The sequence below is a fragment of the Bacillus cereus group sp. BceL291 genome (assembly GCF_051776705.1).
In the GTDB taxonomy this organism is placed as follows: Bacteria; Bacillota; Bacilli; order Bacillales; family Bacillaceae_G; genus Bacillus_A; species Bacillus_A cereus.
In genome coordinates this window covers 21,106-44,732 of the sequence record NZ_JBPWAP010000045.1, presented here as the reverse complement: position 1 = coordinate 44,732, position 23,627 = coordinate 21,106, and the positions used below count along the sequence as shown (strand labels likewise).

The following is a 23,627-nucleotide window of genomic DNA, read 5'->3' as shown; positions in this document are numbered from 1 at the left end:
ATAAAAGAATTAAGGCAAAATTAAAGGGTATGAGCCCAGTACAATACCGGGCTCATACCCTAGAGGCTGCCTAATGAAACGACCTGTCTAACTTTCGGGGGTCACTTCATATGGACTAAGGCTTTTTTGCTAACCCCTAAAATACCCTTACCTAGTATTTTTATTTTCGACAAAAAATAGCTGGGGGTATATTTCACTATCTCATCGTTAAAAGTTTACTCTTCGCATTTATAGGAATATTTGCAACCTCAATCTCTTCAATCGATTCACCGTAACGTCCTTTTGCAAAAACCTTTAATGCTTCATCTCTCTTTAACATATGCTTAACCGTTTTCTTTATTTTCTGCTCTCTACCACGTTCATCGAATGCAATAAATTCATATTCATACCACTCATCACCAATATGCTGACCAATTGTATTCACAACCGTATAGTATTCTTTCGTCTTATAAAATGGATTATATTTATCGATAACCGGTCCAAGTTTCGTAGGCAGTAACATTACTACTATCACTATCATCGCTATTATAGTAGTGATCATTTTTTTCTTCATAATAAACATTCCTCCTCTGCAGGATATATATACATCCATTTTAAAAAGGGGGAATAAAATCTACTATTGAATCTCATTACATTACACTTACATTTTTGTAAGAATTAAAAAAGGTGAACGAATTTACTCGTTCACCTTTTAGCTTGCTTTAAAGCCACCGCCAAGTACATCACGTACATCATGTATAACAACGAAAGCATCTTCATCTACCCGGCTAATAACTTGTTTTAACTTAACAAGCTCTTGTTTATTAATAACAACATATAAAACTTCTTTATTTTTACCAGTATATCCGCCGCGCCCTTCTAATACAGTAACACCGCGTGTCATATTTTTCGTAATAGCTTCACGAATTAAATCTGGTTGATTCGAAATAATCGTAACAGCCGTTTTTGTATCCATTCCTTCTACAATGAAATCAATCACCTTCGCTCCGATGAACACAGCTACAAGTGTATACATTGCCTTTTCTTGCCCTATTATAAATACAGAACCAGCAATTACAACAATATCAATAATTAGTACGCCTTTACCTACGCTCCAACCTAAATATTGATTTGCTAACCGAGCTAAGATTGCTGACCCTCCCGATGTACCTCCGGCTTTGAACATACAGCCTAATCCAATACCCACAAATAAACCAGCAAATAAAGCTGCTAATAATGTATCACTATTTACATGATACTCAATATGTTCTGTAACGTATAAAAACAAAGATGTTTCTACAATCCCTAAAATTGTATAAATCATTGTTTTCTTATCAAAAAATTTATAACCAATAGCTAGTAAAATTGCATTTATAGCAAAATTCACAATCCCTGGTGACCAATCAAATAAGTAGTACGTAACAACCGTTAAACCAATAATTCCACCTTCCGATAAACGGTTTGGAATTGCAAAGTAATTAATACCAATTGCGAATAATAATGAACCAATTGTAATTAGTGTTATTTCCTTTATACGTTGATTAACCATAGTTCATACCCTCCCCCCATTTGACATTGTATCACTATCTCCTAGAGGTTTAGAAGTGGTTTTTATTCCGCATTTTCCCTCTTAAAAATTGAAATATTATGTTTAAACAGAGGGTTGATTAATTATTCATATTTGCTCTAACTGCACGGACAAATTGCTCCACATTCCCTTTCTGAATATACTTAGCGCGAATGGTTTCATGATTACAAGTAAACTCAAAGTACGGATGAAAATCTATGCTATCTATATGCAAATATGAGTACTCTTTAAATGTTGAAGGATAGTAAGGAAATTTCCCGTAAAACAGGAGGCGTCTAGTAGTGGCAACAAAAATTCCATGTTGATAACATAACATGAAATTATCCTTCTCAAAGATCCCTACCACAAAAACCAAAATCTTTTCATCATCTTCTACATACTTTTTCATACTCGATAAAAGTTCATTCATGCATATTCCTCCAAATTCTATTCACTGCTTTAACACTTGAAAAGAATCCATGGATATTACAGACCGGTTTAACTCCTTTATAAAGTATGAAACGCGTTTCCTGTCAAAGATATTTCAAAAAAATAATCCGTTATGCGATTATACACATAACGGATTAAGATTAAACTGTAGAGCGTTCCACAAGTTCGTATGGAATTTCCAGCTTTTCTTGTTTAGAACTCTCGTCATTCACTTTTCTATGCAACATTTCAAAAGCAGTTTTCCCTATCTCCTTTAAATTTTGATCAATAGTTGTCAATTGTAACACTTGCGAGATAGGTTGATTATCAAAGCCAATAATCGCTAAATCCTCAGGAACTTGAATCCCTAATTTTTCAACCTCTGTCATAACCCCAATCGCAACTTCATCACCTGCTACTATTAATGCTCCAGGAAGATCCTGCATCTCTTTTAACTTATGAGCCACTTTTACACCATCTTCTAGTGTAAAACATTCTGTAAAAATCCATTCTTCGTTAACCTCTTCATCTATAGATTGCAATTGCTGTTTATAAACATCAAAACGCTTTTGACTACTCGGCCCTAATTTTCTTCCTGTACAATAGCCAATTTTTTTATAACCTTTCTCAATCAAATAATCCATTCCTAATTGAAAGGCCGCTGAATGATTCGTATATACACTTGAGATGTTTGAAATATCATTATCTTCACAAGCAATTATTGTGCCGTAAGAAGCATACGGTTCTATCGTTTCCCAATCATTTGCACGTGAACAAATAATAAGACCATCCAATTGTTTTGTTTTTAACATATGTAAACTTTTCATTTCTTCTTTTTTATTATAATTCGTTTGGCAAAGTAACACTCTGTAATTATGAGTTAACGCAATCTCCATCATTCCGCTCACCATCGCATCAAAACACGGATGATTAATATACGGTAAAATCACACCAACAATATTCGTCTTTCCTTTTGATAAATGAACAGCATTTGCGTTTTGCGAGTAATTCAATTTCTCAACTATCTCTATAACCGCTTTCCTTTTTTCTTCACTTACATATGGGTGATCATTCAACACTCTCGAAACAGTCGTAACTGAAACTCCCGCCATCTTTGCGATATCTTTAATATTAGCCATGCACTCACCTCTATCTTTAAGTTAATGAATCTCATGAACATATGTAAAATCTTCTTATCATTACACCTTCATTTGTTTCTCTTACAAAAGTGTAATTTTTCTGTAAGCTAATTCGATAGTGACTTTCCGCAACATTTCATACAATTAAGTCAGAAACAAGGTAACAACTATTCGAAAAGGAGCGGATTAATATGATGAACAAAATGAAAACGAACAATTTCTTGCATACAATGGGCATGGTATTTTCCGCTCTTATCGACGCAAAAGCTGTTGCTTCTACATTAAACAAGTAAGGAGAATATATTATGAATAACATCACTTTTAACAAATTAGATTTTTTAGGACTAGCTAGTGGCTCGCTTCTTCTTACTGCTTTTATTTACGCCGCTACGCTTGTATAACTTTGTGTCCCCTTTCCCCTTTATTATAAATAGTAATAGAAAAGACGACCGTCTATGCCCGGTCGTCTTTTCTTATTTTTGATTTGATTGCAAAGCTTCTTTTAACTCCTCAAACTTCTCATTTAATTGATCTGTCATCATTTTCATAGCGGTTTTTCGATCTATTTGTTCTCCAGCCTCAATTTGAATCGGATCTCCAAAAATCAATTTTGCCTTTTTCCCCTTTATTAATTCTTTTACACTTGATGGACCAACATAAGCTGCCGGCACTAAAGGTACATTAGAACGCATCGCAATTGTCACAGCACCCGCTTTTAATGAAACATCTTCCGCTGATCTCGTTCCACTCGGAAAAATCCCTACTACCTTTCCTTCTTTTAATAAACGTGATGGAATTTTAAGTGTACTCGGTCCCGGATTCGCGCGATCTACAGGGAATGCATTTACATTTTTAAAGAACCAATTTTTGAATTTCCCTTCAAATAATTCTTTTTTTGCCATGTAATGAATTTGAGTTGGGTACATCCCTGTAGCTAACATTAATACATCCATAAAACTTGTATGTGTACACGCAACAACATACGGACCACCTTCTGGTAGCTTTTCTCTTCCTTGCACTTCTACTTTCCCAGCTGTTTTAAATATATATTTCAACAAAAATGTAATTGGTTTATACATTTATTTCGTTCCTTTCTAAACATCCGAAGTATAATCATATTCTTACAACAATTATAACACTAAGTTTTAGGAGTTGGTAATAAAAATAAGTATGAATTGTTAAATTTCAATTCTTACAAAAGTGTAATTTTCTTGTAAGCTAATTCGATAGTTACTTCTTACTATATTTCATACAATTAAGTCAGAAACAGGGCAACAATTATTCGAAAAGGAGTCGATTAATATGATGAACAAAATGAAAACGAACAATTTCTTACATACAATGGGCATGGTATTATCGGCTCTTTTCGATGCAAAAGCTGTTTCTTCTACATTAAACAAGTAAGGAGAATGTATTATGAATAACATCACTTTTAACAAATTAGACTTTTTAGGATTAGCTAGCGGCTCTCTTCTTCTTACTGCTTTTATTTACGCTGCTACGCTTGTATAACTTTGTGTCCCCTTTCCCCTTTATATAGAAAAAGACGACCGTCTATGCCCGGTCGTCTTTTTAATTTTTTCTTTCTTTCAACTCTTTTAAAAGCTGTATCAGCTCAGCTTGTTGTTTTATCTTTTTACGACCATTTCGATTAATTGCTGCAAGCTCACAGGCAACTCCGACGGCGAAGAAAAACAATAAACTTTCTAACATGTGAAATCCTCCATTTGCCTATTAAACAGCTTGACGTAATTGTTCTTCTTGTAAAACTCTATTATTTATATTTTCTTCTTTTCTCTGGCAAACGTTATTGCGAATAAGTGCTGCAATAACAAGTACAGTCCCTATAATATCAAACATTGTGATTTGATACCCTTGCATCATCATAATAGCTAAAGTCGTAATTGGTACAAAATTAATAAATAAAATCCCATTAATGGATGATAAAATTTTCACACCGTAGTTCCAAGCAAGTAGCGCTACAATACCTGGCAATGTCATCATAAATAACAAATCATATTTTACAATAGAAATCGTTCCTATACTAGGAACTGAAACATATCCAAGCCACGTAATAATTACCGTTATAATTCCTGTAACAGTCGTACCGAATACACACGTCAACGTAGAATAACGTAATGTTGACCAATCACTACACGTTTGACCACCCATCGTATAAATAACCCAGCCTATAACACCAATAAATATAAATGCTAATGGGAACATATTATCTTTCAATGTTACAAAGAAACTCATGTCACCTTTTGTAATAACAAACACAGCTCCTACAAAAGCAATAACCATACTCGTTATCATATACTTCTTCGGTTTTATATGCTTATATCCCCATAAAATACAAATAGAAATCATCGGCATAAGTGCTTCCATAATGGAAGCTACCATTACACCCGACTTACCCATCAACATTTGCCCTAAAAATATGAGGACATTATATACTGTAAATGCCATCGTTCCAAAAAAGACGAGTAACTTTCCTCTTCCCTCTAAACGAAATGCCTGTTTTCCTTCTTTCACTAACAACAATACAATCAGCATTATCGCCACTGCTCCATAGCGAATAAGCGAAAAATAAAATGGATCTATGTATTCTAGCGCATGATCAGCAACTGGAAACATCGCTCCCCATGACATACTCGCAATTAAACACGCTACAGCCCCTATTATCATTTGACCTCTTCTCACCGCAATCCCCCGTTTCTTTCTATTTGCACAAAGAGAATTGTAAAAGAAAAAATATATCACGTAAAATGATTCAAAATGATGTTAACTATCATTTATAATGATAGTTAACATCAAGGGGGATTACAAAATGGAATTACGAGACTTACAAATCTTTAAAAGCGTTGCCGATCAGGGTAGTGTAAGTAGCGCAGCAAAGGAATTAAATTATGTACAATCAAATGTAACTACACGTATTAAACAACTAGAAAACGAATTAAAAACCCCACTCTTTTACCGCCATAAACGAGGAATGACTTTAACAGCTGAAGGAAGAAAAATGCTCGTTTATGTTAGTAAAATTTTGCAAGATGTCGACGAACTAAAACAAGTATTTTTAGATAGCGAAACACCCTCCGGTATATTGAAAATCGGTACAGTCGAAACAGTAAGTACACTGCCTACCATTTTATCTTCTTACTATAAAAGCTATCCAAATGTCGATTTATCATTACAAGCGGGTCTAACAGAAGAATTAATTAGAGAAGTACTTGATCATCAATTGGATGGCGCCTTTATATCAGGTCCTATTAAACATCCACTAATCGAACAATACGATGTTAGTACAGAGAAATTAATGCTTATAACACAAAATAAAGCCTTTCATATAGAAGAATTTACAACAACTCCTCTACTCGTTTTTAACCAAGGATGTGGATACCGCTCCAAACTAGAACGTTGGCTTAAAGATGAAGGTTTGCTACCAAAAAGAATTATGGAATTCAATATATTAGAGACAATATTAAACAGCGTTGCACTCGGCCTCGGAATTACACTCGTACCACAGTCTGCTGTCCATCATCTTTCTAAAGCAGGTAAGGTACATTGTCATGCAATCCCTGAAAAATACGGCAGTATTTCAACGGTTTTCATACGCCGTAAAGATAGCTATATGACGAATTCAATGCGTAGTTTTTTAAAAACAATTGAAGACCATCATCATATCAATATGCTGTGAAAGACATTCTTACATGAATGTCTTTTTTTCTTACAAAAGTGTAAGTCTTTCGTAAGCTAATTCGATAGTTGCAAGTAGCCATATTTCCTATAATTAAGACATAAGCAGGGCAACAACAATTCGAAAAGGAGCGGATACGCATGATGAACAATATGAAATCAAATAAATTTTTAAATACAATGAGCATGGTGCTATCCGCACTTGTCGATGCAAAAGCTGTTGCAACTACATTAAACAAATAAGGAGAGTTTATAATGAACAACATTACTTTCAACAAATCAGACTTTATCGGACTTGCAAGTGGAGCCACTCTTCTTACGGCTTTCATTTATACACTTGCTCAAGGTCTTGTTTAACACTTTGTTTCCCCAACCCCCTTTATATATAGAAAAAGCTGCTCGTCTTATAGACAAGCAGCTTTTTAGTTTGTTTCATATACAATTTGACCTGTTTTCGTAATATCATATCCGCCAATCGCATTTAATTCATTATGAAATTCTTCCGATTGCAGAATGTCTTTCACAACTTCAATCAACTCTTCATTTTCTTTATTCTTCAAAATTACTAAATCATACTGTTCTTTCATGATTGGAATAAAGTCCACATTTACAATTTGCGAAAACTTTTCTGAACCTACTCCTACATCAGCTTTTCCATTTGCAACTTGCGTGGCAACACCAAGATGATTCGATTCTTCCCATTCATATCCACTAATACGTTCTTTATTTAACTTTTGAATGCGCAATTGTTCATCGACTAACACCCTAATACCAGAACCTTTTTCTCGATTTACAAATCGTATAGATGATTGAGATAAATCGGCCCATGTTTTTATATTTTTAGGATTTCCCTTTTGCACATAAAACCCAACGTTCCTTGCTAATAAATTAATCATAGTACATGGTTGTCCAACTAAAATACGTTTTACGTAAGGAACATTATATGTACCAGTTTCACCATCAAACAAATGCAAACTAACGATACTTCCTTCTCCTTGATACATTTTCACTAAACTCGTTAAGCTACCTTGATACGCCCTTAAAACATTAGAACTTGGCAAACGATTTTCTATACGTTTAGCTAACATATCTAACGTTAGTTCTTGACCACTAATAATACACGTGTTCAAGATACTACTACCATCGTTTTTTACAGGAGTAACTTGTACCTTTCCTGTTTTCATTTGTTTTATATATTGATCTAAATCTGTTGCATCAATGCGCATCTGTCTACCAACTCTATAAGAAGGAAGTTCTCCTTTTTTAATTAAGTCGTATACAGTTAATTTTGATACTTTTAATCGCTTTGCTACTTCTTCCGTTGTGTAGGAATGATGATCCATAGACGATTCCTCACTTTCTCCTTTCATTGTAACAAAGAAAAGAATATTTCTCCTATTTTTTAAAAATAGATATATGTTCAAATTACATTCAATTATAACTAGTTATATTTAGATATAATTAGTTATAATTAGATGTATCAAAACGAAAGGGGATTTTTTTATGAATAAATTTACATTACGTTCCATCGGGGCACTTATACTTTCTTTCCTTCTTATATTTAGTGCTGCTTGTACAAGTGGGGAAAAGCATACAAAGTCAGCTGCTAAAGAGGATAAAACAGTTGAACTGACTATCTCAGCTGCTGCAAGCTTACAAGATGCATTAAAAGAAATCGAAAAACAATATAAAGAAAAAGAGCCAAATATCAAACTTTCTTTTAACTTCGGTGCTTCTGGAGCACTTCAACAACAAATTGAACAAGGTGCACCTGCTGATTTATTCTTCTCTGCAGCAGAAGATAAATTCCAAACCCTTGTAAAAAAAGGATTTATTAGTGAAAAAGAAGGGAAAAATCTTCTTGGAAATGAACTAGTTCTAGTCATCCCTAAAGATAGTTCACTTACAAAATTTCAAGATTTAAAAGATGAGAAAATCAAAAAAATTGCACTTGGTACACCTGAATCTGTACCTGCTGGCAAATATGCAAAGGCTTCTCTAACACACGAAAACCTTTGGAATGATGTTCAAAATAAAGTCGTATTTACAAAAGATGTTCGCCAAGTGTTAACATATGTAGAAACAGGGAATGTCGATGCTGGCATCGTATACAAAACAGATGCTCTCATTTCGAATAAAGTAAAGATTGGTGAGACAGCAGCAGCTACTTCTCATGAGCCAATCCACTATCCTTTAGGTGTTATAAAGGAATCTAAACATAAGAAAGAGGCGACTTCATTTTATGAGTATTTGCAGTCAAAAGATGCACAATCTATCTTTAAGAAATATGGATTTACAGTTCTGTCGTAATTACTATGAGCATTGATGCTATTTTATCGCCTGTCTTTCTATCTTTAAGAGTAGCTGCGTGCGCCACTATTCTCGTTACAATTTTAGGGACAATTGTCGGGCGAGCACTAGCTCGCTCCTCATGGCGATATAAAGTACTATTAGAAACCATATTTTTATTACCAATGGTACTTCCACCAACTGTTATCGGCTTCTTTCTCATTATCATCTTTGGAAACAACAGCCCGATCGGAAAGTGGGTTGAATCATTATTTCAGCAGTCTATTATGTTCACATCTACTGCTGCGATTATCGCTTCTACAGTTGTTGCATTTCCGCTTATGTACCAATCAGCGAAAACGGGATTTTCTATCGCAAATGTACAAATTGAAGAAAGTGCTCGTGACCTTGGCGCAAGTGAATATCAAGTTTTTCTGCACGTTACACTTCCACTCGCATTTCCTGCCTTACTAAGCGGGATGATTTTGAGCTTTGTCCGCGCGCTCGGTGAGTTTGGTGCTACACTCATGTTTGCCGGGAACATTCCTGGTAAAACACAGACAATCCCAACTGCAATTTACATGGCTATTGATGCAAGTAATATGCAACTCGCCTGGACACTTGTAGTTATTACTATCGGTATGTCACTCGTATTTCTACTATGTATTCAACTTATTAATAAAAGAATCACTAACTCTTAAAGCAGCTTTTGTCGAAGCTGCTTCTTTATTTCTTAGGAAATAAAATATACCAATGGTAAATAACTGAATTTTACCTCTTATTTAAATATACATTTTATTTGAATTCACTTTCTAAAATAGGCAATTTCCTGTTATTATATGGAGGTGTTTCAAAAAATGAAGAAATGAAAACGCATTTATATTGTGAATTCTTCATCCTGTTTTAGCGATCGGTAATCTTCTACTCTATTAGTGGGGCATTACCGATCGTTAGAACGATATGTAACTATATTGGTATAGCAAACCGAAGGGAGTCTTGTAATGGACATTTTATTAGCGCTTCTTCCTGCAATTGCATGGGGAAACATCTTATTAGTAAGCGTAAAAATGGGCGGTGGTGCATATAGCCAAACGGTAGGTATGACAATCGGTGCTCTATTCTTCGCAACAATTATGTATGTATTTACTCAACCAGCTTTAACAATGACAATCTTAATTGTTGGTTTTATTTCAGGTTTATTCTGGGCTTTAGGACAAGTAAACCAATTAAAAACAGTTGAAAAACTAGGTGTTTCAACTACTGTAACGATTTCTACTGGTATGCAACTTGTTGCAACTTCTATCTTTGGGGTTATCGCTTTCCGTGAGTGGACTACTACTACAACGATCATTCTGGGAACGATTGCAATCCTATTAATTGTAGTTGGTGTTGTATTCACATCATTAGATGATAAAGAAAATGCTCAGCCACCTGGACAATTGAAAAAAGGACTTCTTACTTTAATTGTTTCTACTTTCGGCTATCTTGTATATGTAATTATTATTCGTTGGTATAATATTGATGGTTGGTCTGCTATTTTACCACAAGCAGTTGGTATGTTTGTTGGCGCGGTTGTACTGACGTCTAAACATAAACCGTTTAACAAATATGCAATCCGTAATGCTTTGTCTGGTTTACTATGGGGAACTGGAAACTTATTCTTACTTCTTTCATTACCACGTGTTGGAGTAGCAACAAGCTTCCCATTATCTCAAACTGGAATCGTTATCTCAACATTCGGTGCGATTGTATTCTTAGGTGAAAAGAAAACAAAACGTCAATTGATCTTTATTGCACTAGGTAGTGTTTTAATTATCGGCGGCGCTGTATTACTTGGTATGACAAAAGCATAATCTTATATTCTATTAGTAAACCCCTGAAGCATATATGCTTCAGGGGTTTTTCAATTCTAATTATTTTCTAGATATAATTATTTGTATGTTCTTGCCCCCTATAATTGCTCTTCCACTCTAGCAAACCAGCTACACATATAAAGAGATTAATAACAGTTAATATTAGCATGACGTATAAACCTGTGGAAATATAAATCACAATGCTAATCACGTTATACAAAATCCATAAATACCAGTTCTCTAAAATTTTTCGACTTAACATAAATTGAGCTACTAATCCTAGTACAGCATTTAAAGCGTCTAAATATGGACTTGTTGATTCTAAATAACGGATTTGATAATAGCCCCAACCAACCCAAGCAAATAACATGAAGATTATATAAATCGTCCATCCTTTTATATTTAAACGAACTGTTGCTTTTACCTCTTCCCCCCCACTACGTGCAATCCAATGATACCAACCATATATATTAAATATAAATTGAAAGGCTGCTAATACTGCCATTGCATATAAACCTTGTGTAATGAAAATATACAGAAATACCGCAACCGTAATCATGCCAAACAAAAAATTAGATACCTTTTCCCTCGCTAATAACCAAACATTAATAATCCCCATAACCGATGCAAAAATTTCAATATAACTCGATTGAATATAAAATCCAACCAATACGCAAATGATACTAGAAACAACTAAAAATAGCGGACTTCTAATCATGATCATCTCTCCCCAGATGTATAATAAATTCCCTATCATCAGTATAAGGAATAGCCCTTACATTTACCATGAATTTCCTGATTTTCATTATCCATTCCACCTACGGGAAGTCTTTTCTTTTTACAAAATTCTCTTAAAAATGGTATCGTTTTTTATAACATATTTCCACTAGAAAGGAATAAAGAATATGCTAACTAAACATCGAATTTTATTTATTGGTGCCGGTCGTATGGCAGAAGCTATATTTTCCGGATTACTTAAAACAAGCAAAGAGTACATCGAAGAAATTATCGTCTCTAATCGAAGCAACGTAGAAAAGCTAAAACAGTTACAACATCGATATAATGTGTCTACTGCAACAGATTGGAAACAGCATGTTACATCTGTTGATACGGTTGTTTTAGCAATGCCACCTTCTGCTCATGAAGAGTTATTAGCTGAGCTATCTCCGTTAATATCAAATCAACTAGTCGTAACAGTCGCAGCTGGCATTGGACCATCTTATTTAGAAGCTAGACTCCCAAAGGGCACGCCTGTTGCTTGGATTATGCCTAATACAGCTGCTGAAATTGGAAAATCTATCTCCTTATATACAATGGGACAATCAGTAAATGAGATGCATCAAGAAACCCTGCAACTGCTTTTAAAAGGTATTGGTACTTCGCAACTTTGTACTGAGGAAGAAGTTCATCAGCTTACTGCAGTTACTGGAAGTGCACCAGCCTTCCTTTATTACTTTGCTGAAAGCTTAATTGAAACAACAAAAAGTTATGGAGTCGATGAAGAAACCGCAAAACATCTTGTCATTCAAATGATTTCTGGCTCTGCTTCTATGCTCGAACAAATGCAAAATCCAGCTAACCTCCGCGAACAAGTAACAACGCCAGGTGGTTCCACAGCTGAGGGTCTCAAAACTTTATACGAATATAATTTTTCAGAGGCAATTCAAAAAGCAGTAGAAGCAACAAACAAAAAAGCTAGGGGGAAATAATATGATTTTAACAAGTTTAAAAGACTATACAACATTACATAACGGTGTAAAAATGCCTTGGTTTGGTTTAGGTGTTTTTAAAGTAGAAGATGGTTCAGAAGTAATTGATTCTGTAAAAGCAGCAATTAAAAATGGCTACCGCAGCATCGATACTGCAGCAATCTATCAAAATGAAGAAGGCGTTGGACAAGCGATTCGTGAATCCGGTGTTTCACGCGAAGAATTATTTATTACCTCAAAAGTATGGAATAGCGATCAAGGATATGAAACAACACTTCAAGCATTTGAAACTACATTAGAGAAATTAGGTCTAGAATATTTAGATTTATATTTAGTACATTGGCCTGTAAAAGGGAAATATACCGAATCATGGAAAGCATTAGAAAAACTTTATAAAGATGGCCGTGTTCGCGCTATCGGTGTGAGTAATTTCCACATTCACCACTTACAAGACGTATTTGAAATTGCTGAAATTAAGCCAATGGTCAACCAAGTGGAATACCACCCACGTTTAGCACAAGAAGAGTTACATGCATTCTGTAAAGAACATAATATTCAGCTTGAAGCTTGGTCACCATTAATGCAAGGACAACTACTAGATAATCCAACGTTACAAGAAATTGCGACAAAATATAATAAATCAACTGCGCAAATTATTTTACGCTGGGATTTACAAAACGAAGTTGTAACAATTCCCAAATCAATTAAAGAACATCGCATTATTGAAAATGCAAACATCTTCGACTTTGAATTAAGTGCTGATGATATGAAAGCAATTCAAGCTTTAAATGAAGATCGTCGCGTTGGTCCAGATCCAGATAACTTTAATTTCTAGTAGAAAAACCACTGCCCTATGCAGTGGTTTTTTTATTTAAGAAAACTGAAAATTTAAACTATATTTCATTTAGTTGACACTTCATTATTCAAGGTGTAAGATTTTGAATTATCAAAGAAACACAAAAATCAATAAAATTCATTCGTTTACTCATTGTATCAAGAGAGGTGGAGGGACTGGCCCTTTGAAACCTCGGCAACAGGTTCATTTTGAATACTGTGCCACTTCCTGCAAGCTTTATGCTTGAAAGATAGAATGAGGGACTTCGTTTATATACGGGTGCATAACTTGTACGTAAAAATCCCTCTTTCTCAATATGAAAAGAGGGATTTTTTATTTTTCATTTCCCTCATCATCATCCAAACTTAATTATTTAGGAGGAAAATCAAATGAAAAAGAAGTTTGTACCCGGTATTGCATCAGTTGTAGGAGTAAGTATTTTATTAACTGGTTGCGGTAGTTATAAAAACGAAGCAAGCGGAGCAAATGCAAAAGACGAGGCACCTAGTAAACAGGTTTTAAACTTATCTTCACCTACTGAAATACGAACAATGGATACGGCTCGTGCTACAGATACTGATTCTGGTCAAGTAATGAGAAACGTATTTGAAGGTTTGTATAATCTTGGTGAAGGTAACAAACCTGTTCCTGGTGTTGCAAAATCTCATGAAGTAAGTGGCGATAAAACGAAATACACATTCCATTTGCGAGATTCAAAATGGTCAAACGGCACTCCTGTTACAGCTAAAGATTTTGTGTTCGCTTGGCAAAGAGCCGTAGATCCAGCAACAGCCTCTGAATATGCATTTCTATTCTTTGATATTAAAAACGCAACAAAAATTAACAACAAAGAACTTCCAGCCGACCAACTTGGTGTAAAAGCAGTTGATGACCATACGTTTGAGGTAGAATTGGAGCGTCCTGTTCCGTATTTTATTAGCTTAACAGCGTTCCCAACATTTCTACCAATTAACGAGGAATTCTTTAAAGCACAAGGTGATAAGTACGCTTTAGAAGATAATACAATCTTGTACAACGGAGCTTTTACACTAAGCGATTGGAAGCACGAACAAAGCTTTAAATTCAAGAAAAACCCTACCTATTGGGATAAAGATACTGTCAAACTAGAAGAAATCAATTTTAACGTCGTAAAAGAAAAATCAACAGAAGTAAATTTATTCGAGTCAAAACAATTAGATCGTATAAAACTAACATCTGACTTCGTCGATAAATATAAAAAGGATGCTAACTTTAAAGAACGTCCAAACGTAGGCGTACAATTTTTACGTATGAATCAACAAAACAAAGTGCTTCAAAACGTTTCTGCACGCCAAGCAATTGATCAAACAATTGATAGAAAATCCTTTGTAAATACGTTATTAAATGATGGATCTACACCAACATTTGGTCTCGTTCCAAAAAACTTTGCAAAAGGACCTGAAGGAAAAGACTTCCGTACTGCAAATGGCGATTTAACAAAAGTTGATACAAAATCTGCACAAGAGTTATGGAAAAAAGCTAAACAAGAGCTTGGTTCTGAAAAGATAACATTAGAATTATTAACGAGTGATGCTGACCTTGATAAGAAAACTGGTGAATTCTTAAAAGGACAACTAGAAAAGAATCTAGATGGATTAACAGTAAATATAAAACCGCAACCGCGTAAGCAACAAGTTTCGCTTTTATTAAAAGGTGACTACGAAATCGGAATTGATGGCTGGAGCCCTGACTTTGCGGATCCAATTACATTCCTTGAGCTATTTACAACGAATAACCCTTATAACTTAGATCATTACTCTAATAAGGAATTCGATGAAACAATAGCAAAAGTGAAAACAACTTTAGCTGGTGATGAAAAAGCTCGCTGGGAAGCATTACTAGCATCCGAGAAAATATTATTTAAAGACTCTGTTATCGCTCCTCTTTACCAAAAAGGCGAATCTTATTTAGAACGTTCTTATGTGAAAGGAATTGTGCAAGTAGACTTTGCAGGGCAATTAAACTTCAAGTGGGCAAAAATTGAAAAATAAAGTGAAACTTTAATAAGTGGGGGTTTCTTCATCCCCACTTATTATTAGCCCACACCAATTGTTTTTTTAGCAAAATATATTAAAAATAGGTTCTCTCACACATGAGAATCCGCTTTTTCAATATATTATTCTAAGAAATTAACAATCTATTTTTATTATTGACATATAGTTCTTTCCAGTGTTAATATTCTAAATAATCAAAGAAACGAAATATTTCACCATCAAAATATAATGTCTACTACGTTGAAACATATAACGATAGATTATAGATCAACATGTATATACATATAGAACACCTGATTACCTATAAACAAATATTTATAATAGGTTTTATCTCCTTCTATAGCTACTTCAAGACATGGACATTATGACGTTACGAACAACACATTTAGGGAGGAACGAACAATGAAGAAAAAAGTTATACCTGTTGTTGCATCTGTTTTAGGGGCAAGTCTATTACTAACTGCTTGCGGGGGAAATAAGGATAATGCAAGCGGAGCGAAAGCAAACGATAAAGCACCTGATAAACAGGCAATTAACTTATCATTCGCTTCAGAAATTCCAACAATGGATGTTGCAAAAGCAACGGATGGGGAATCCATGAACGTAATGCGCAATGTTTTTGAAGGGTTATATGCAATGGGAGAAGATAATAAACCGGTTCCTGGTGTCGCTGAGTCGGTTGACATTAGTCCCGATAAAACAAAATATACATTCCATCTGCGTGGTTCAAAATGGTCAAACGGTACTCCTGTTACAGCAAAGGACTTTGCCTTCGCTTGGCAACGTGCCGTAAATCCTGATACAGCAGCTGAATACGCATTCTTATTCTTCGATATAAAGAATGCGAAACAAATAAACCAAAAACAATTGCCAATTGATCAACTAGGGGTCAAAGCTGTTGATGACAAAACGTTAGAAGTACAACTAGACCGTCCTGTTCCCTACTTCTTAAGCTTAACGACATTCTCAACATTCTTACCAATTAATGAAGAGTACTTAAAATCTCAAGGTGATAAATATGGTTTGGAAACAAATCATTTAATTTACAACGGTGCTTTCACATTAGAGAACTGGAAACATGAACAAAGCTTCCAATTGAAGAAAAACCCTAACTATTGGGATGCTAAAACGGTAAAATTAGAAGAAATCAACTTCAATGTCGTTAAAGATAAGTCTACAGAAGTGAACTTATATGATTCAGGACAAATTGATCGTGTTGCTTTAACTGCAGAGTTTGTTGATAAATATAAGAGCGATCCAAACTTCAAGGAACGCGCTGAAGTCGGCATTCAATTCTTACGATTAAATCAAAAAAATGAAACATTAAAAAATCAACATGCACGCCTTGCTATTAACGGCGCAATGAATAAAAAAGCTTACGTAGAAACAATTTTAAATAACGGCGCTGTTCCAGCTGAAGGAATGGTTCCTGCGAAATTCGCAAAGAGCCCAGAAGGCAACGACTTCCGTAAAGAAAATGGAAATCTAGTCAAGGATGATGTGAAAACAGCGAAAGAAAACTGGAAAAAAGCAAAACAAGAACTTGGTACTGACAAAGTAACAATCGAACTATTAACAAGTGACAATGCTTTAGCTAAAAAGACTGGTGAATATTTAAAAGGTGAATTAGAAAAGAACTTAGACGGATTAACAGTGAACTTAAAACCACAACCACGTAAACAACAGCTAAAACTACTATTAAGTGGTGACTATGAAATTGGTATTGACGGCTGGGGCCCTGACTTCGCTGATCCAATTACATTCTTAGATCTATTTACAACAGATAGTGCTTATAACTTCGATAAATACTCTAACAAAGAGTACGATGAGCTAATTCATAAAGTGAAAACAGATTTAGCTGGCGATGAAAAAGCACGCTTTGAAGCAATGAAGCAAGCTGAAAAAATTCTATTACAAGACGGCGCTGTCGCTCCTTTATACCAACAAGGTCGTTCTTACTTACAACGCTCTTTCATTAAAGGACTTGTAACAACTGACTTCGGTGGTGAATTTAACTACAAGTGGACAGAAGTTGCAAAGTAACAAAAGTAAAAGGTATCCCACGAAGGATACCTTTTTACTTTTATACAACTTTAACTACAGAGCTTCCTCTTCCCTTTGCCATTCCTTTTATAGCTAAAATCATCACTGCTACTGATTGTGTAACCAATACAATAACTAATAATGAAATAATATTTCTCTCTAAACTAACTCCTCCAAATATTATTGTATAATAGCCATTTGCTACATATGTTGCAGGAAATAATTCACTGATTGTTTGGTATGTTTTAGAAAGCATTTCATGTGGTACAATTACATCCGAACTTACAAGTTGTAACGATAGTGAGATGATATTAAAAATCATACCTGCATTTCCAAAAACAGTTACAACCATTTGTGTTAATGAAAGAAAGGCGAAGAAGACTATTGTCAATAATCCTCTTTTCCTTCTTTTTGTATTGAACCAAAACTCATCATACATATAAACACAAACATCAAATATGTTCTCCACGTCAAAGAAGGTATATGCCCTGACCAAAGGTAGCTAACTAAATAATTAATTCCCATAATACAAGACGATATTACTAAACTAATACTTATTAGTTTTACATATTTGAGCATATCTTTTCTCCTTGTTTTTTATTTTTCTACTTCTTCAAATTGTAGATTCACCGGCTCTTCTAAAAGTGTTTCATAAAAGTTCTCTGCCAAATCTGTTGAAGGAATTTTTTCATCTACTTCATCAAATCGAATACTATCTAGCCACACACAACCTTCTCCTGATAATAAAACACCAAATGCAATACCAAGTGCTTTTTCTTTTATATCTAATACAACCGAGTACGATTGCCAGTTATTCGTATTTTTAATGGGGCGATTTTGCATATTATCCATAGCGAGCGGTTCTGTATCTTTTCCATCTACTCGCATCCACAATCCTGCCCAATCTCTTACATTTTCACTCTTAATAAATGCTGTAAAACGTAATCTCTTTCCTACATATTTATCCGCTCGGAACATTTGCATTAATGTTGAAAATCCTCCGTGCGTAACATTCTCTTTTGCTTTTATGTATGCAGATACTTTCCCCTGATGGACAACTTCATAATCTAAACCCATCTCATATTCAGCAGGATGACTTCCACTTAAGATCCATCCTTTCGGTATACCTTTTTGCATTGAAACACCCTCTCTTTCTATATAAAATGACTGAAAGTAGTTTCGATATTTCTTTGGTGGCAATTGAAACATTCTTTTAAAAGCTCTCGTAAATGCCTCTTGTGAGGAAAAACCGTATTGTATTGCACTGCAATATCAATAACAGCTCTCTCCGTTGACACTAAAACTTGCGCAGCATGAGTTAACCTTCTCTTTCGAATATAATCTGTTACACTCATCCCAACATATCTTTGAAAGATGCGATGAAAATGGTACATCGATACTGCACTGTGAGATGCCACTCTTTCTGTTGTAAGCTCCTCATGTAAGTGATTCTCTATATATTCAATTGATTTTTTTATTATCTCTTTATATTCTTCATGCATTTTAGCCCCTCCTCACAACTTCAATTTACCATATACATACAAATCTTTTTTGATTTAAATTGCGTATTAGCCCTTGCAACTACAGAATAATAATTTATTTTCAACACATACATAATTACATGTTTTTGGGAAAAACTTGTATAGAACGAATTTACATAAGGAGGAATTTATAATGAGAATTCTACTATCAGTTTTATTAGCTCTTATGCTAGTACCTGCATTAACAGGATGTAAAGCTCCTGCAAAAGAAGACACAACTTCTAATAAAAAGACGACTGAAGAAGCAAAAAATGAGGCTCCTGCAGATTTAAAACTAAACTTCAATGAATTCGATTTAAAGGCAGACTACCAAGATACAAAGAAAGACTACGAAGCAGACTATAAAAATGTAGCAGCTGATAAGAAAATGGAAGCAAAAATTGAAGATCATAAAGCAGATGTAAAATTAACAGGAGACGAGGCTATCACAAAATTAAGCCCACTCTTACAAGAATTAAAATTTGATAAAAATACTGCTGACCAAGAAGTAATCGATCAAGTAGTGAACGTGTTCAAACTTGATAAAGACTATCAAAAATTTGATTTAGAAGTTGTCTTCTCTGATGGAACGAAAAAAGAATACAAAAGAGAAATAAAATAAAGAAGTAGGCGGTAGTAAGAAGAAAAAATAACCTTGCACAGGCAAGGTTATTTTTTCGTTTCTGCTTGAAAACGTTTATAGTATGTCGATGCTGTTGCAAAATTAATTTCTATATCACGAATCAACGATGAATCTTCTTCTTTAGCTAACTTCTGTAATTTTTTCATCGCTTGCTCCGATTCATTCAAGAAACCAACATATACTTCATGTTCTTGCTCTTTCGACTTCGGAACACGAATTTCTTTACGTATATGATCAATATCTTCTAACATGCTCGTTGTTACCTTTTGCACATCTTCTTTATATGTAGCAGTCGTTATTTCCTTACCGCCCTTTTCTTTTGCTACTTCAAATAACTGCAGTGCTTTATTAATTTCTTTATTCATTTTCATATCGTATTTTTCATGTACTGCACGGTATTCTTTCATCTCTTCTGTTTGTTCTGTAGATTGCTCTACCTTTTCTTTCGGTTCTTTCGTATCTTTATTTCCATTACATCCTGCTAGAAGGAGCATTCCTCCCATTACGGCAATACCCAAAACCTTCTTCATCTCTTCTTCTCCTTTTATCTACAACTATTACTCATTATAGTTTCTTTTATCTCCACTTGTTATTATACCGAGAACATCCTACTTTTTACACTTAAGACGACACCGTAATATATATACCAACATGTTTGTCACAGTATCGTCACTTTATACAAATAACTTTTGCAATGCTTTACTACATCACCTTACAAAACTGTATGAGGTATTTCAAAGAAATGAAAAAAGAACTGATTCAAACATTCCCTTTGAATCAGTTCTTTTTTGTTAAGCCTCTAGATTTTGTTTTTGCTGCAGTTCAAACTGTTTCTCACTTCTTCTGGCCATAAATAGATAACATAACACTGCTCCTACTTCACAAAGCGCAATAACAATACCCATCGGTAATGCTGTATTACTTCCACCGATACCTACTAGCGGAGCAACAAGAGCTCCTGAAATAAACTGTAATAAACCTAATAAAGCTGATGCTGTTCCTGCAGCTTGTTTCTGATTTCTCATCGCTAATGAGAACCCAGTTGTTGATACAACCCCGACACTTGATACGACAAGGAATAACGAACATAAAACACCAATTAAACCTATTCCTAGTACGATTGTCAGTAGTAAAGATAGGCCACCAACAGCTGCGATAATAATACCCGCAACAAATAATGTCTTCTCATTCACTTTCCCCGCTAAACGACCCGTTACCTGACTAGCAATAATAATACCGATGCCATTAATCGCAAAGAATAAACTAAATTGCTGTGGTGATGCTCCGTATATGTTCTGCAACACAAATGGTGAGCCCGAAATGTATGCAAACATTGCCGCTGTTACTAATCCTTGTGACAATGCATATCCCATAAATAGACGGTCCTTTAACAATTTTCCGTACGTCGCCAAAGTCCCTGACAAACCACCTGTTTCTCTTTCTTCAGGAGGTAATGTTTCACGTAATACAAAAGTAGCTGAGATTAACATGAATACGCTAATTGCTCCAAGAACGATGAAAACACCGCGCCACGTTGTAAACTGTAACAATTGCCCCCCAATAATCGGTGCCAAAATAGGTGCTGCTCCGTTTACTAACATAAGCAGTGAGAAAAACTTCGTCATTTCAGAACCTGAGTACATATCTCTTACCATCGCACGTGATATAACAATCCCGGCTGATCCTGAAGCTCCTTGTAGGAAGCGCAATAATACTAATGTCCAAATAGATGGCGCAACAGCACAAAGTAAAGAAGAAGCAACATAAATAATAAGAGCAATAATAAGTGGTTTGCGTCTTCCGTAAATATCACTAATTGAGCCAACAAATAATTGCCCTACTGACAACCCAAGCAAACAAGCTGTTAATGTAAGCTGCGCTAGGGATGCACCTGTTTGCAAGTCATCCGTTAACTTCGGTAATGAAGGCAAATACATATCAATAGATAATGGCCCAATCGCCGTAAGTGTCCCTAATACAAGAATCATCCACAACCTGTTTGCCTTTACAGGTTTATATATTTCGTGATTAACTTCATTCACTTTTTCAATTCACCCTTTCCTATACACACTGAATCGTAACAATTATAGTTACATCATAAACATACGTCAAGTACAGTGCATTTTCCTCTTTCATAATGTAAAAAAAGCGATAGAAATTCTACCGCTTTATTTTTTCACATTGCTATTCGTAAATTTAGATACCGAGGCCATCGTCTCTCCCGTATCTAAATATGTAATTTGAATTGGATCTCCTACTTCTGTAAACATAGCATATGGGAATTTCTTCACCGGTATCATAAATACCTTTTGTTCATTCTCTAAAAGTACGTACACGATTGTATTTTCACCTGATTTTTCTTTATATACACGTTGTACAATACCTTCTTTTTGCGCTTCTTTTCCTGTTGAGGTTGGTCTAAATGTATCACCATTACCGCTCATTACGTTTTTATAATTCTCAAGCGCTTCTTTCTGCGAAGAACCTGTCGCAAATATTTTTGCATTAGCAGCATATACAACTGTATGCGCACGTACTAGGCCTCCGTCATCAACAACCGGAATAATCCAAGCTGGTTTACCGTATACGTTATAAATGACAGGCATTGTCCCATGCCATTTCTCTCTCTTAAAGGAATTATCTACTACTTCTGTAGCTGCTGAACCATCCATAATCCCCTTTACTTCTTTTCCATTATAGTAATATAGCTTGCCTGTGCGTGCATCTACTAATGAATAGCCTAGAGCTGAATCTACTCCTTCTTTTGGAGAAGTAAAGTCTGTAAAATAATACAGTGTTCCATCTTTACCAAAGATCGGGGTCACGCCTTCTTTCGTTCCCCACTCAGTCGGAATTTTCATATCTGTTTGCGAGAACTTCGTATTCCAAAATCCGTGAATATATTTGCCAAAGTACGTATTTAACGTAGATGCAGTCTCATGATTTAATACACCATCAACAAATTTAGGTGCCTTTCCTTTATCATATCTTTTCACTTCACCTGTTTGTGCATCTACTACGACAACACCTTCTACCTCAAATCCAGATCTTCCTGAAATAAATTCACCATACGTCATTGTATAATATGGTTTTCCTTTATCATCAACCTCAAATTTAGGTTTTCCTTTAAAGATTAAATTTGGTTCTGCTTGCCTTACCACACGCTCTAAATTATTACCAAAAAACATGCTTGGCACATATTTCATTTTATAACCGAGGTGCAGTTTCGCTTCCGCATCAGGATTCGTACCTGACATCGTTACGTACCCTGGAATTGTCTCAGCTTTACGCGCTTTAAAAAATCCTGAAACTTCAATCGGCGCTACATATAAAGCCTCGCCGTTTACCATTTGTGGCGTTAATTCTCCTAGCTCAAAATAAGCTACTTTTGGAATATCACCAAATACTTTTTTCATCTTATTCTCCGCTGTCTTTGGCGGCACTGTAAACGGCTGGTCATTTTCAGTAAATGGCTCTGAAATATCTTTCTCTACCTTAACAACAGAATCATATTTCTTTTGCGAGATTACTATATCGTGCAAATAACCAAAGTAGCCGTAACTTGCGAGTAAAATAAACATTAGAAGTCCTTTTAATGTACCTTCTAATTTCCCTATTTGATCTTGTGAAAATAAAACAAGCCCAATTAAAATTGCTACTGCAACAGAATAATGAGTAAGAATCGAATCTACTCGATCATCAATTAGCCAAAAGTATTCATAGATTGCAATACCTATCCAAAATAAAACAGGAATAACTAAAATAGATGATTTCTTACCCTTTACAACCTTCTTATCTCCCTTCTTATCCACTGCTCGAAGCTTACTACTACTTCTTGTCCATGGAATCAAAAACAAAGTAAGAATAGCTAAAACTACAAATTTCATCAAAG

Annotated in this window: 27 protein-coding genes, 1 pseudogene and 1 riboswitch; of the genes and pseudogenes, 13 read left to right on the top strand and 15 right to left on the bottom strand. The window is 35.0% G+C overall.

The features are described from left to right. The coding region (locus ACS2CR_RS23645) for an integrase core domain-containing protein (RefSeq protein ID WP_228161212.1) at positions 1–74 on the top strand (74 nt) is incomplete at its 5' end. Between the two features lie 122 nt (positions 75–196). On the opposite strand, the gene ACS2CR_RS23640 is transcribed toward ACS2CR_RS23645, so the two are convergent. The 4 genes from ACS2CR_RS23640 to ACS2CR_RS23625 all read right to left on the bottom strand — a co-directional run bounded on the left by ACS2CR_RS23640 (position 197) and on the right by ACS2CR_RS23625 (position 3,114). Continuing rightward, positions 197–553, bottom strand: a complete 357-nt coding sequence (locus ACS2CR_RS23640) for a YxeA family protein (RefSeq protein ID WP_000728422.1) — start codon at positions 551–553, stop codon at positions 197–199. A 138-nt stretch (positions 554–691) separates the two neighbouring features. Continuing rightward, positions 692–1,528, bottom strand: coding sequence for a YitT family protein (locus ACS2CR_RS23635; RefSeq protein ID WP_000248040.1), 837 nt, complete (start codon positions 1,526–1,528; stop codon positions 692–694). Positions 1,529–1,646: 118 nt separating this feature from the next. Continuing rightward, the gene (locus ACS2CR_RS23630) at positions 1,647–1,976 is read right to left on the bottom strand and encodes a PH domain-containing protein (RefSeq protein WP_053514331.1); all 330 of its coding nucleotides are present in this window, start codon (positions 1,974–1,976) and stop codon (positions 1,647–1,649) included. Between the two features lie 160 nt (positions 1,977–2,136). Beyond that, positions 2,137–3,114, bottom strand: a complete 978-nt coding sequence (locus ACS2CR_RS23625; protein ID WP_001273899.1) for a LacI family DNA-binding transcriptional regulator — start codon at positions 3,112–3,114, stop codon at positions 2,137–2,139. A gap of 305 nt (positions 3,115–3,419) precedes the next feature. On the opposite strand from ACS2CR_RS23625, the gene ACS2CR_RS23620 reads away from it, so the two are divergent. Further along, the gene (locus tag ACS2CR_RS23620) at positions 3,420–3,515 is read left to right on the top strand and encodes a DUF3948 family protein (RefSeq protein WP_001060007.1); all 96 of its coding nucleotides are present in this window, start codon (positions 3,420–3,422) and stop codon (positions 3,513–3,515) included. A 72-nt stretch (positions 3,516–3,587) separates the two neighbouring features. Here the strand turns inward: ACS2CR_RS23620 and ACS2CR_RS23615 are convergent, their stop codons facing one another. Beyond that, positions 3,588–4,193, bottom strand: coding sequence for a lysophospholipid acyltransferase family protein (locus tag ACS2CR_RS23615; protein WP_000277777.1), 606 nt, complete (start codon positions 4,191–4,193; stop codon positions 3,588–3,590). Between the two features lie 337 nt (positions 4,194–4,530). Here ACS2CR_RS23615 and ACS2CR_RS23610 point away from each other — a divergent pair, with 337 nt between their 5' ends. After that, entirely contained in the window at positions 4,531–4,626 is a 96-nt protein-coding gene (locus ACS2CR_RS23610; RefSeq protein ID WP_001060007.1) for a DUF3948 family protein, read from the top strand. 60 nt (positions 4,627–4,686) lie between these two features. Here the strand turns inward: ACS2CR_RS23610 and ACS2CR_RS23605 are convergent, their stop codons facing one another. Both ACS2CR_RS23605 and ACS2CR_RS23600 read right to left on the bottom strand, forming a co-directional pair. Next, on the bottom strand, positions 4,687–4,827 hold the full coding sequence (locus ACS2CR_RS23605) for a YrzO family protein (RefSeq protein WP_000894065.1): 141 nt from the start codon (positions 4,825–4,827) through the stop codon (positions 4,687–4,689). 21 nt (positions 4,828–4,848) lie between these two features. After that, positions 4,849–5,817 (bottom strand): DMT family transporter, encoded by a 969-nt coding sequence (locus tag ACS2CR_RS23600; RefSeq protein ID WP_053514333.1) that lies wholly within the window; start codon positions 5,815–5,817, stop codon positions 4,849–4,851. Between the two features lie 127 nt (positions 5,818–5,944). Between ACS2CR_RS23600 and ACS2CR_RS23595 the strand changes: the two genes are divergently transcribed. Both ACS2CR_RS23595 and ACS2CR_RS23590 read left to right on the top strand, forming a co-directional pair. Then, positions 5,945–6,811 carry a LysR family transcriptional regulator gene (locus ACS2CR_RS23595; RefSeq protein WP_000423040.1) on the top strand — a complete coding sequence of 289 codons (867 nt, stop codon included), beginning with the start codon at positions 5,945–5,947 and terminating at the stop codon, positions 6,809–6,811. A 254-nt stretch (positions 6,812–7,065) separates the two neighbouring features. Further along, positions 7,066–7,167, top strand: coding sequence for a DUF3948 family protein (locus tag ACS2CR_RS23590; RefSeq protein ID WP_001060018.1), 102 nt, complete (start codon positions 7,066–7,068; stop codon positions 7,165–7,167). A 65-nt stretch (positions 7,168–7,232) separates the two neighbouring features. On the opposite strand, the gene ACS2CR_RS23585 is transcribed toward ACS2CR_RS23590, so the two are convergent. Continuing rightward, complete coding sequence (locus tag ACS2CR_RS23585) at positions 7,233–8,180, bottom strand: substrate-binding domain-containing protein (protein ID WP_074642522.1); 948 nt, start codon at positions 8,178–8,180, stop codon at positions 7,233–7,235. Positions 8,181–8,313: 133 nt separating this feature from the next. Here ACS2CR_RS23585 and modA point away from each other — a divergent pair, with 133 nt between their 5' ends. From modA to ACS2CR_RS23570, 3 genes are all read left to right on the top strand, one after another. After that, the gene (modA, locus tag ACS2CR_RS23580; protein WP_053514334.1) at positions 8,314–9,120 is read left to right on the top strand and encodes a molybdate ABC transporter substrate-binding protein; all 807 of its coding nucleotides are present in this window, start codon (positions 8,314–8,316) and stop codon (positions 9,118–9,120) included. Positions 9,121–9,125: 5 nt separating this feature from the next. Beyond that, on the top strand, positions 9,126–9,800 hold the full coding sequence (modB, locus tag ACS2CR_RS23575; protein WP_000020526.1) for a molybdate ABC transporter permease subunit: 675 nt from the start codon (positions 9,126–9,128) through the stop codon (positions 9,798–9,800). 300 nt (positions 9,801–10,100) lie between these two features. Then, positions 10,101–10,952 carry a GRP family sugar transporter gene (locus ACS2CR_RS23570; RefSeq protein WP_000353544.1) on the top strand — a complete coding sequence of 284 codons (852 nt, stop codon included), beginning with the start codon at positions 10,101–10,103 and terminating at the stop codon, positions 10,950–10,952. A 67-nt stretch (positions 10,953–11,019) separates the two neighbouring features. On the opposite strand, the gene pnuC is transcribed toward ACS2CR_RS23570, so the two are convergent. Continuing rightward, the gene (gene pnuC / locus ACS2CR_RS23565; protein ID WP_153602670.1) at positions 11,020–11,670 is read right to left on the bottom strand and encodes a nicotinamide riboside transporter PnuC; all 651 of its coding nucleotides are present in this window, start codon (positions 11,668–11,670) and stop codon (positions 11,020–11,022) included. Between the two features lie 187 nt (positions 11,671–11,857). On the opposite strand from pnuC, the gene proC reads away from it, so the two are divergent. From proC to ACS2CR_RS23545, 4 genes are all read left to right on the top strand, one after another. Then, entirely contained in the window at positions 11,858–12,661 is an 804-nt protein-coding gene (gene proC / locus ACS2CR_RS23560; protein WP_065702683.1) for a pyrroline-5-carboxylate reductase, read from the top strand. A gap of 1 nt (position 12,662) precedes the next feature. Beyond that, positions 12,663–13,496 (top strand): aldo/keto reductase, encoded by an 834-nt coding sequence (locus ACS2CR_RS23555; protein ID WP_000604196.1) that lies wholly within the window; start codon positions 12,663–12,665, stop codon positions 13,494–13,496. Positions 13,497–13,648: 152 nt separating this feature from the next. Next, a riboswitch (SAM riboswitch) is annotated at positions 13,649–13,753 on the top strand. A 132-nt stretch (positions 13,754–13,885) separates the two neighbouring features. Then, on the top strand, positions 13,886–15,526 hold the full coding sequence (locus ACS2CR_RS23550) for a peptide ABC transporter substrate-binding protein (RefSeq protein ID WP_000726474.1): 1,641 nt from the start codon (positions 13,886–13,888) through the stop codon (positions 15,524–15,526). Positions 15,527–15,931: 405 nt separating this feature from the next. Then, complete coding sequence (locus ACS2CR_RS23545) at positions 15,932–17,572, top strand: peptide ABC transporter substrate-binding protein (RefSeq protein ID WP_053514338.1); 1,641 nt, start codon at positions 15,932–15,934, stop codon at positions 17,570–17,572. A gap of 40 nt (positions 17,573–17,612) precedes the next feature. Here ACS2CR_RS23545 and ACS2CR_RS23540 read toward each other — a convergent pair whose 3' ends face one another. The 3 genes and pseudogenes from ACS2CR_RS23540 to ACS2CR_RS23530 all read right to left on the bottom strand — a co-directional run bounded on the left by ACS2CR_RS23540 (position 17,613) and on the right by ACS2CR_RS23530 (position 19,074). Further along, the gene (locus ACS2CR_RS23540) at positions 17,613–17,963 is read right to left on the bottom strand and encodes a hypothetical protein (RefSeq protein WP_053514339.1); all 351 of its coding nucleotides are present in this window, start codon (positions 17,961–17,963) and stop codon (positions 17,613–17,615) included. Then, positions 17,960–18,151, bottom strand: coding sequence for a hypothetical protein (locus ACS2CR_RS23535; protein WP_053514340.1), 192 nt, complete (start codon positions 18,149–18,151; stop codon positions 17,960–17,962). Before ACS2CR_RS23535 ends, ACS2CR_RS23540 begins: the two co-directional genes overlap by 4 nt. 18 nt (positions 18,152–18,169) lie before the next feature. Next, positions 18,170–19,074 (bottom strand): annotated as a pseudogene (locus ACS2CR_RS23530) (helix-turn-helix transcriptional regulator). A gap of 172 nt (positions 19,075–19,246) precedes the next feature. On the opposite strand from ACS2CR_RS23530, the gene ACS2CR_RS23525 reads away from it, so the two are divergent. Next, positions 19,247–19,714, top strand: a complete 468-nt coding sequence (locus ACS2CR_RS23525; protein ID WP_001221553.1) for a YusW family protein — start codon at positions 19,247–19,249, stop codon at positions 19,712–19,714. 47 nt (positions 19,715–19,761) lie between these two features. Here the strand turns inward: ACS2CR_RS23525 and ACS2CR_RS23520 are convergent, their stop codons facing one another. From ACS2CR_RS23520 to ACS2CR_RS23510, 3 genes are all read right to left on the bottom strand, one after another. Continuing rightward, positions 19,762–20,265, bottom strand: coding sequence for a hypothetical protein (locus tag ACS2CR_RS23520; RefSeq protein WP_000756517.1), 504 nt, complete (start codon positions 20,263–20,265; stop codon positions 19,762–19,764). 261 nt (positions 20,266–20,526) lie between these two features. Next, positions 20,527–21,786, bottom strand: a complete 1,260-nt coding sequence (locus tag ACS2CR_RS23515) for a multidrug effflux MFS transporter (RefSeq protein WP_223153447.1) — start codon at positions 21,784–21,786, stop codon at positions 20,527–20,529. A 117-nt stretch (positions 21,787–21,903) separates the two neighbouring features. Beyond that, positions 21,904–23,622 (bottom strand): DUF3981 domain-containing protein, encoded by a 1,719-nt coding sequence (locus tag ACS2CR_RS23510; RefSeq protein ID WP_000674048.1) that lies wholly within the window; start codon positions 23,620–23,622, stop codon positions 21,904–21,906. Positions 23,623–23,627: the final 5 nt, after the last annotated feature.

Coding starts and splice junctions, on each gene's coding strand:
- ACS2CR_RS23610 (WP_001060007.1), top strand. CDS start 4,531: ATGAATAACATCACTTTTAACAAATTAGACTTTTTAGGATTAGCTAGC.
- ACS2CR_RS23555 (WP_000604196.1), top strand. CDS start 12,663: ATGATTTTAACAAGTTTAAAAGACTATACAACATTACATAACGGTGTA.
- ACS2CR_RS23595 (WP_000423040.1), top strand. CDS start 5,945: ATGGAATTACGAGACTTACAAATCTTTAAAAGCGTTGCCGATCAGGGT.
- ACS2CR_RS23525 (WP_001221553.1), top strand. CDS start 19,247: ATGAGAATTCTACTATCAGTTTTATTAGCTCTTATGCTAGTACCTGCA.
- modA (WP_053514334.1), top strand. CDS start 8,314: ATGAATAAATTTACATTACGTTCCATCGGGGCACTTATACTTTCTTTC.
- ACS2CR_RS23590 (WP_001060018.1), top strand. CDS start 7,066: ATGAACAACATTACTTTCAACAAATCAGACTTTATCGGACTTGCAAGT.
- pnuC (WP_153602670.1), bottom strand. CDS start 11,670: ATGATTAGAAGTCCGCTATTTTTAGTTGTTTCTAGTATCATTTGCGTA.
- ACS2CR_RS23635 (WP_000248040.1), bottom strand. CDS start 1,528: ATGGTTAATCAACGTATAAAGGAAATAACACTAATTACAATTGGTTCA.
- ACS2CR_RS23605 (WP_000894065.1), bottom strand. CDS start 4,827: ATGTTAGAAAGTTTATTGTTTTTCTTCGCCGTCGGAGTTGCCTGTGAG.
- proC (WP_065702683.1), top strand. CDS start 11,858: ATGCTAACTAAACATCGAATTTTATTTATTGGTGCCGGTCGTATGGCA.
- ACS2CR_RS23630 (WP_053514331.1), bottom strand. CDS start 1,976: ATGAATGAACTTTTATCGAGTATGAAAAAGTATGTAGAAGATGATGAA.
- ACS2CR_RS23510 (WP_000674048.1), bottom strand. CDS start 23,622: ATGAAATTTGTAGTTTTAGCTATTCTTACTTTGTTTTTGATTCCATGG.
- modB (WP_000020526.1), top strand. CDS start 9,126: ATGAGCATTGATGCTATTTTATCGCCTGTCTTTCTATCTTTAAGAGTA.
- ACS2CR_RS23615 (WP_000277777.1), bottom strand. CDS start 4,193: ATGTATAAACCAATTACATTTTTGTTGAAATATATATTTAAAACAGCT.
- ACS2CR_RS23545 (WP_053514338.1), top strand. CDS start 15,932: ATGAAGAAAAAAGTTATACCTGTTGTTGCATCTGTTTTAGGGGCAAGT.
- ACS2CR_RS23520 (WP_000756517.1), bottom strand. CDS start 20,265: ATGAAGAAGGTTTTGGGTATTGCCGTAATGGGAGGAATGCTCCTTCTA.
- ACS2CR_RS23535 (WP_053514340.1), bottom strand. CDS start 18,151: ATGCTCAAATATGTAAAACTAATAAGTATTAGTTTAGTAATATCGTCT.
- ACS2CR_RS23570 (WP_000353544.1), top strand. CDS start 10,101: ATGGACATTTTATTAGCGCTTCTTCCTGCAATTGCATGGGGAAACATC.
- ACS2CR_RS23620 (WP_001060007.1), top strand. CDS start 3,420: ATGAATAACATCACTTTTAACAAATTAGATTTTTTAGGACTAGCTAGT.
- ACS2CR_RS23625 (WP_001273899.1), bottom strand. CDS start 3,114: ATGGCTAATATTAAAGATATCGCAAAGATGGCGGGAGTTTCAGTTACG.
- ACS2CR_RS23550 (WP_000726474.1), top strand. CDS start 13,886: ATGAAAAAGAAGTTTGTACCCGGTATTGCATCAGTTGTAGGAGTAAGT.
- ACS2CR_RS23640 (WP_000728422.1), bottom strand. CDS start 553: ATGAAGAAAAAAATGATCACTACTATAATAGCGATGATAGTGATAGTA.
- ACS2CR_RS23585 (WP_074642522.1), bottom strand. CDS start 8,180: ATGAAAGGAGAAAGTGAGGAATCGTCTATGGATCATCATTCCTACACA.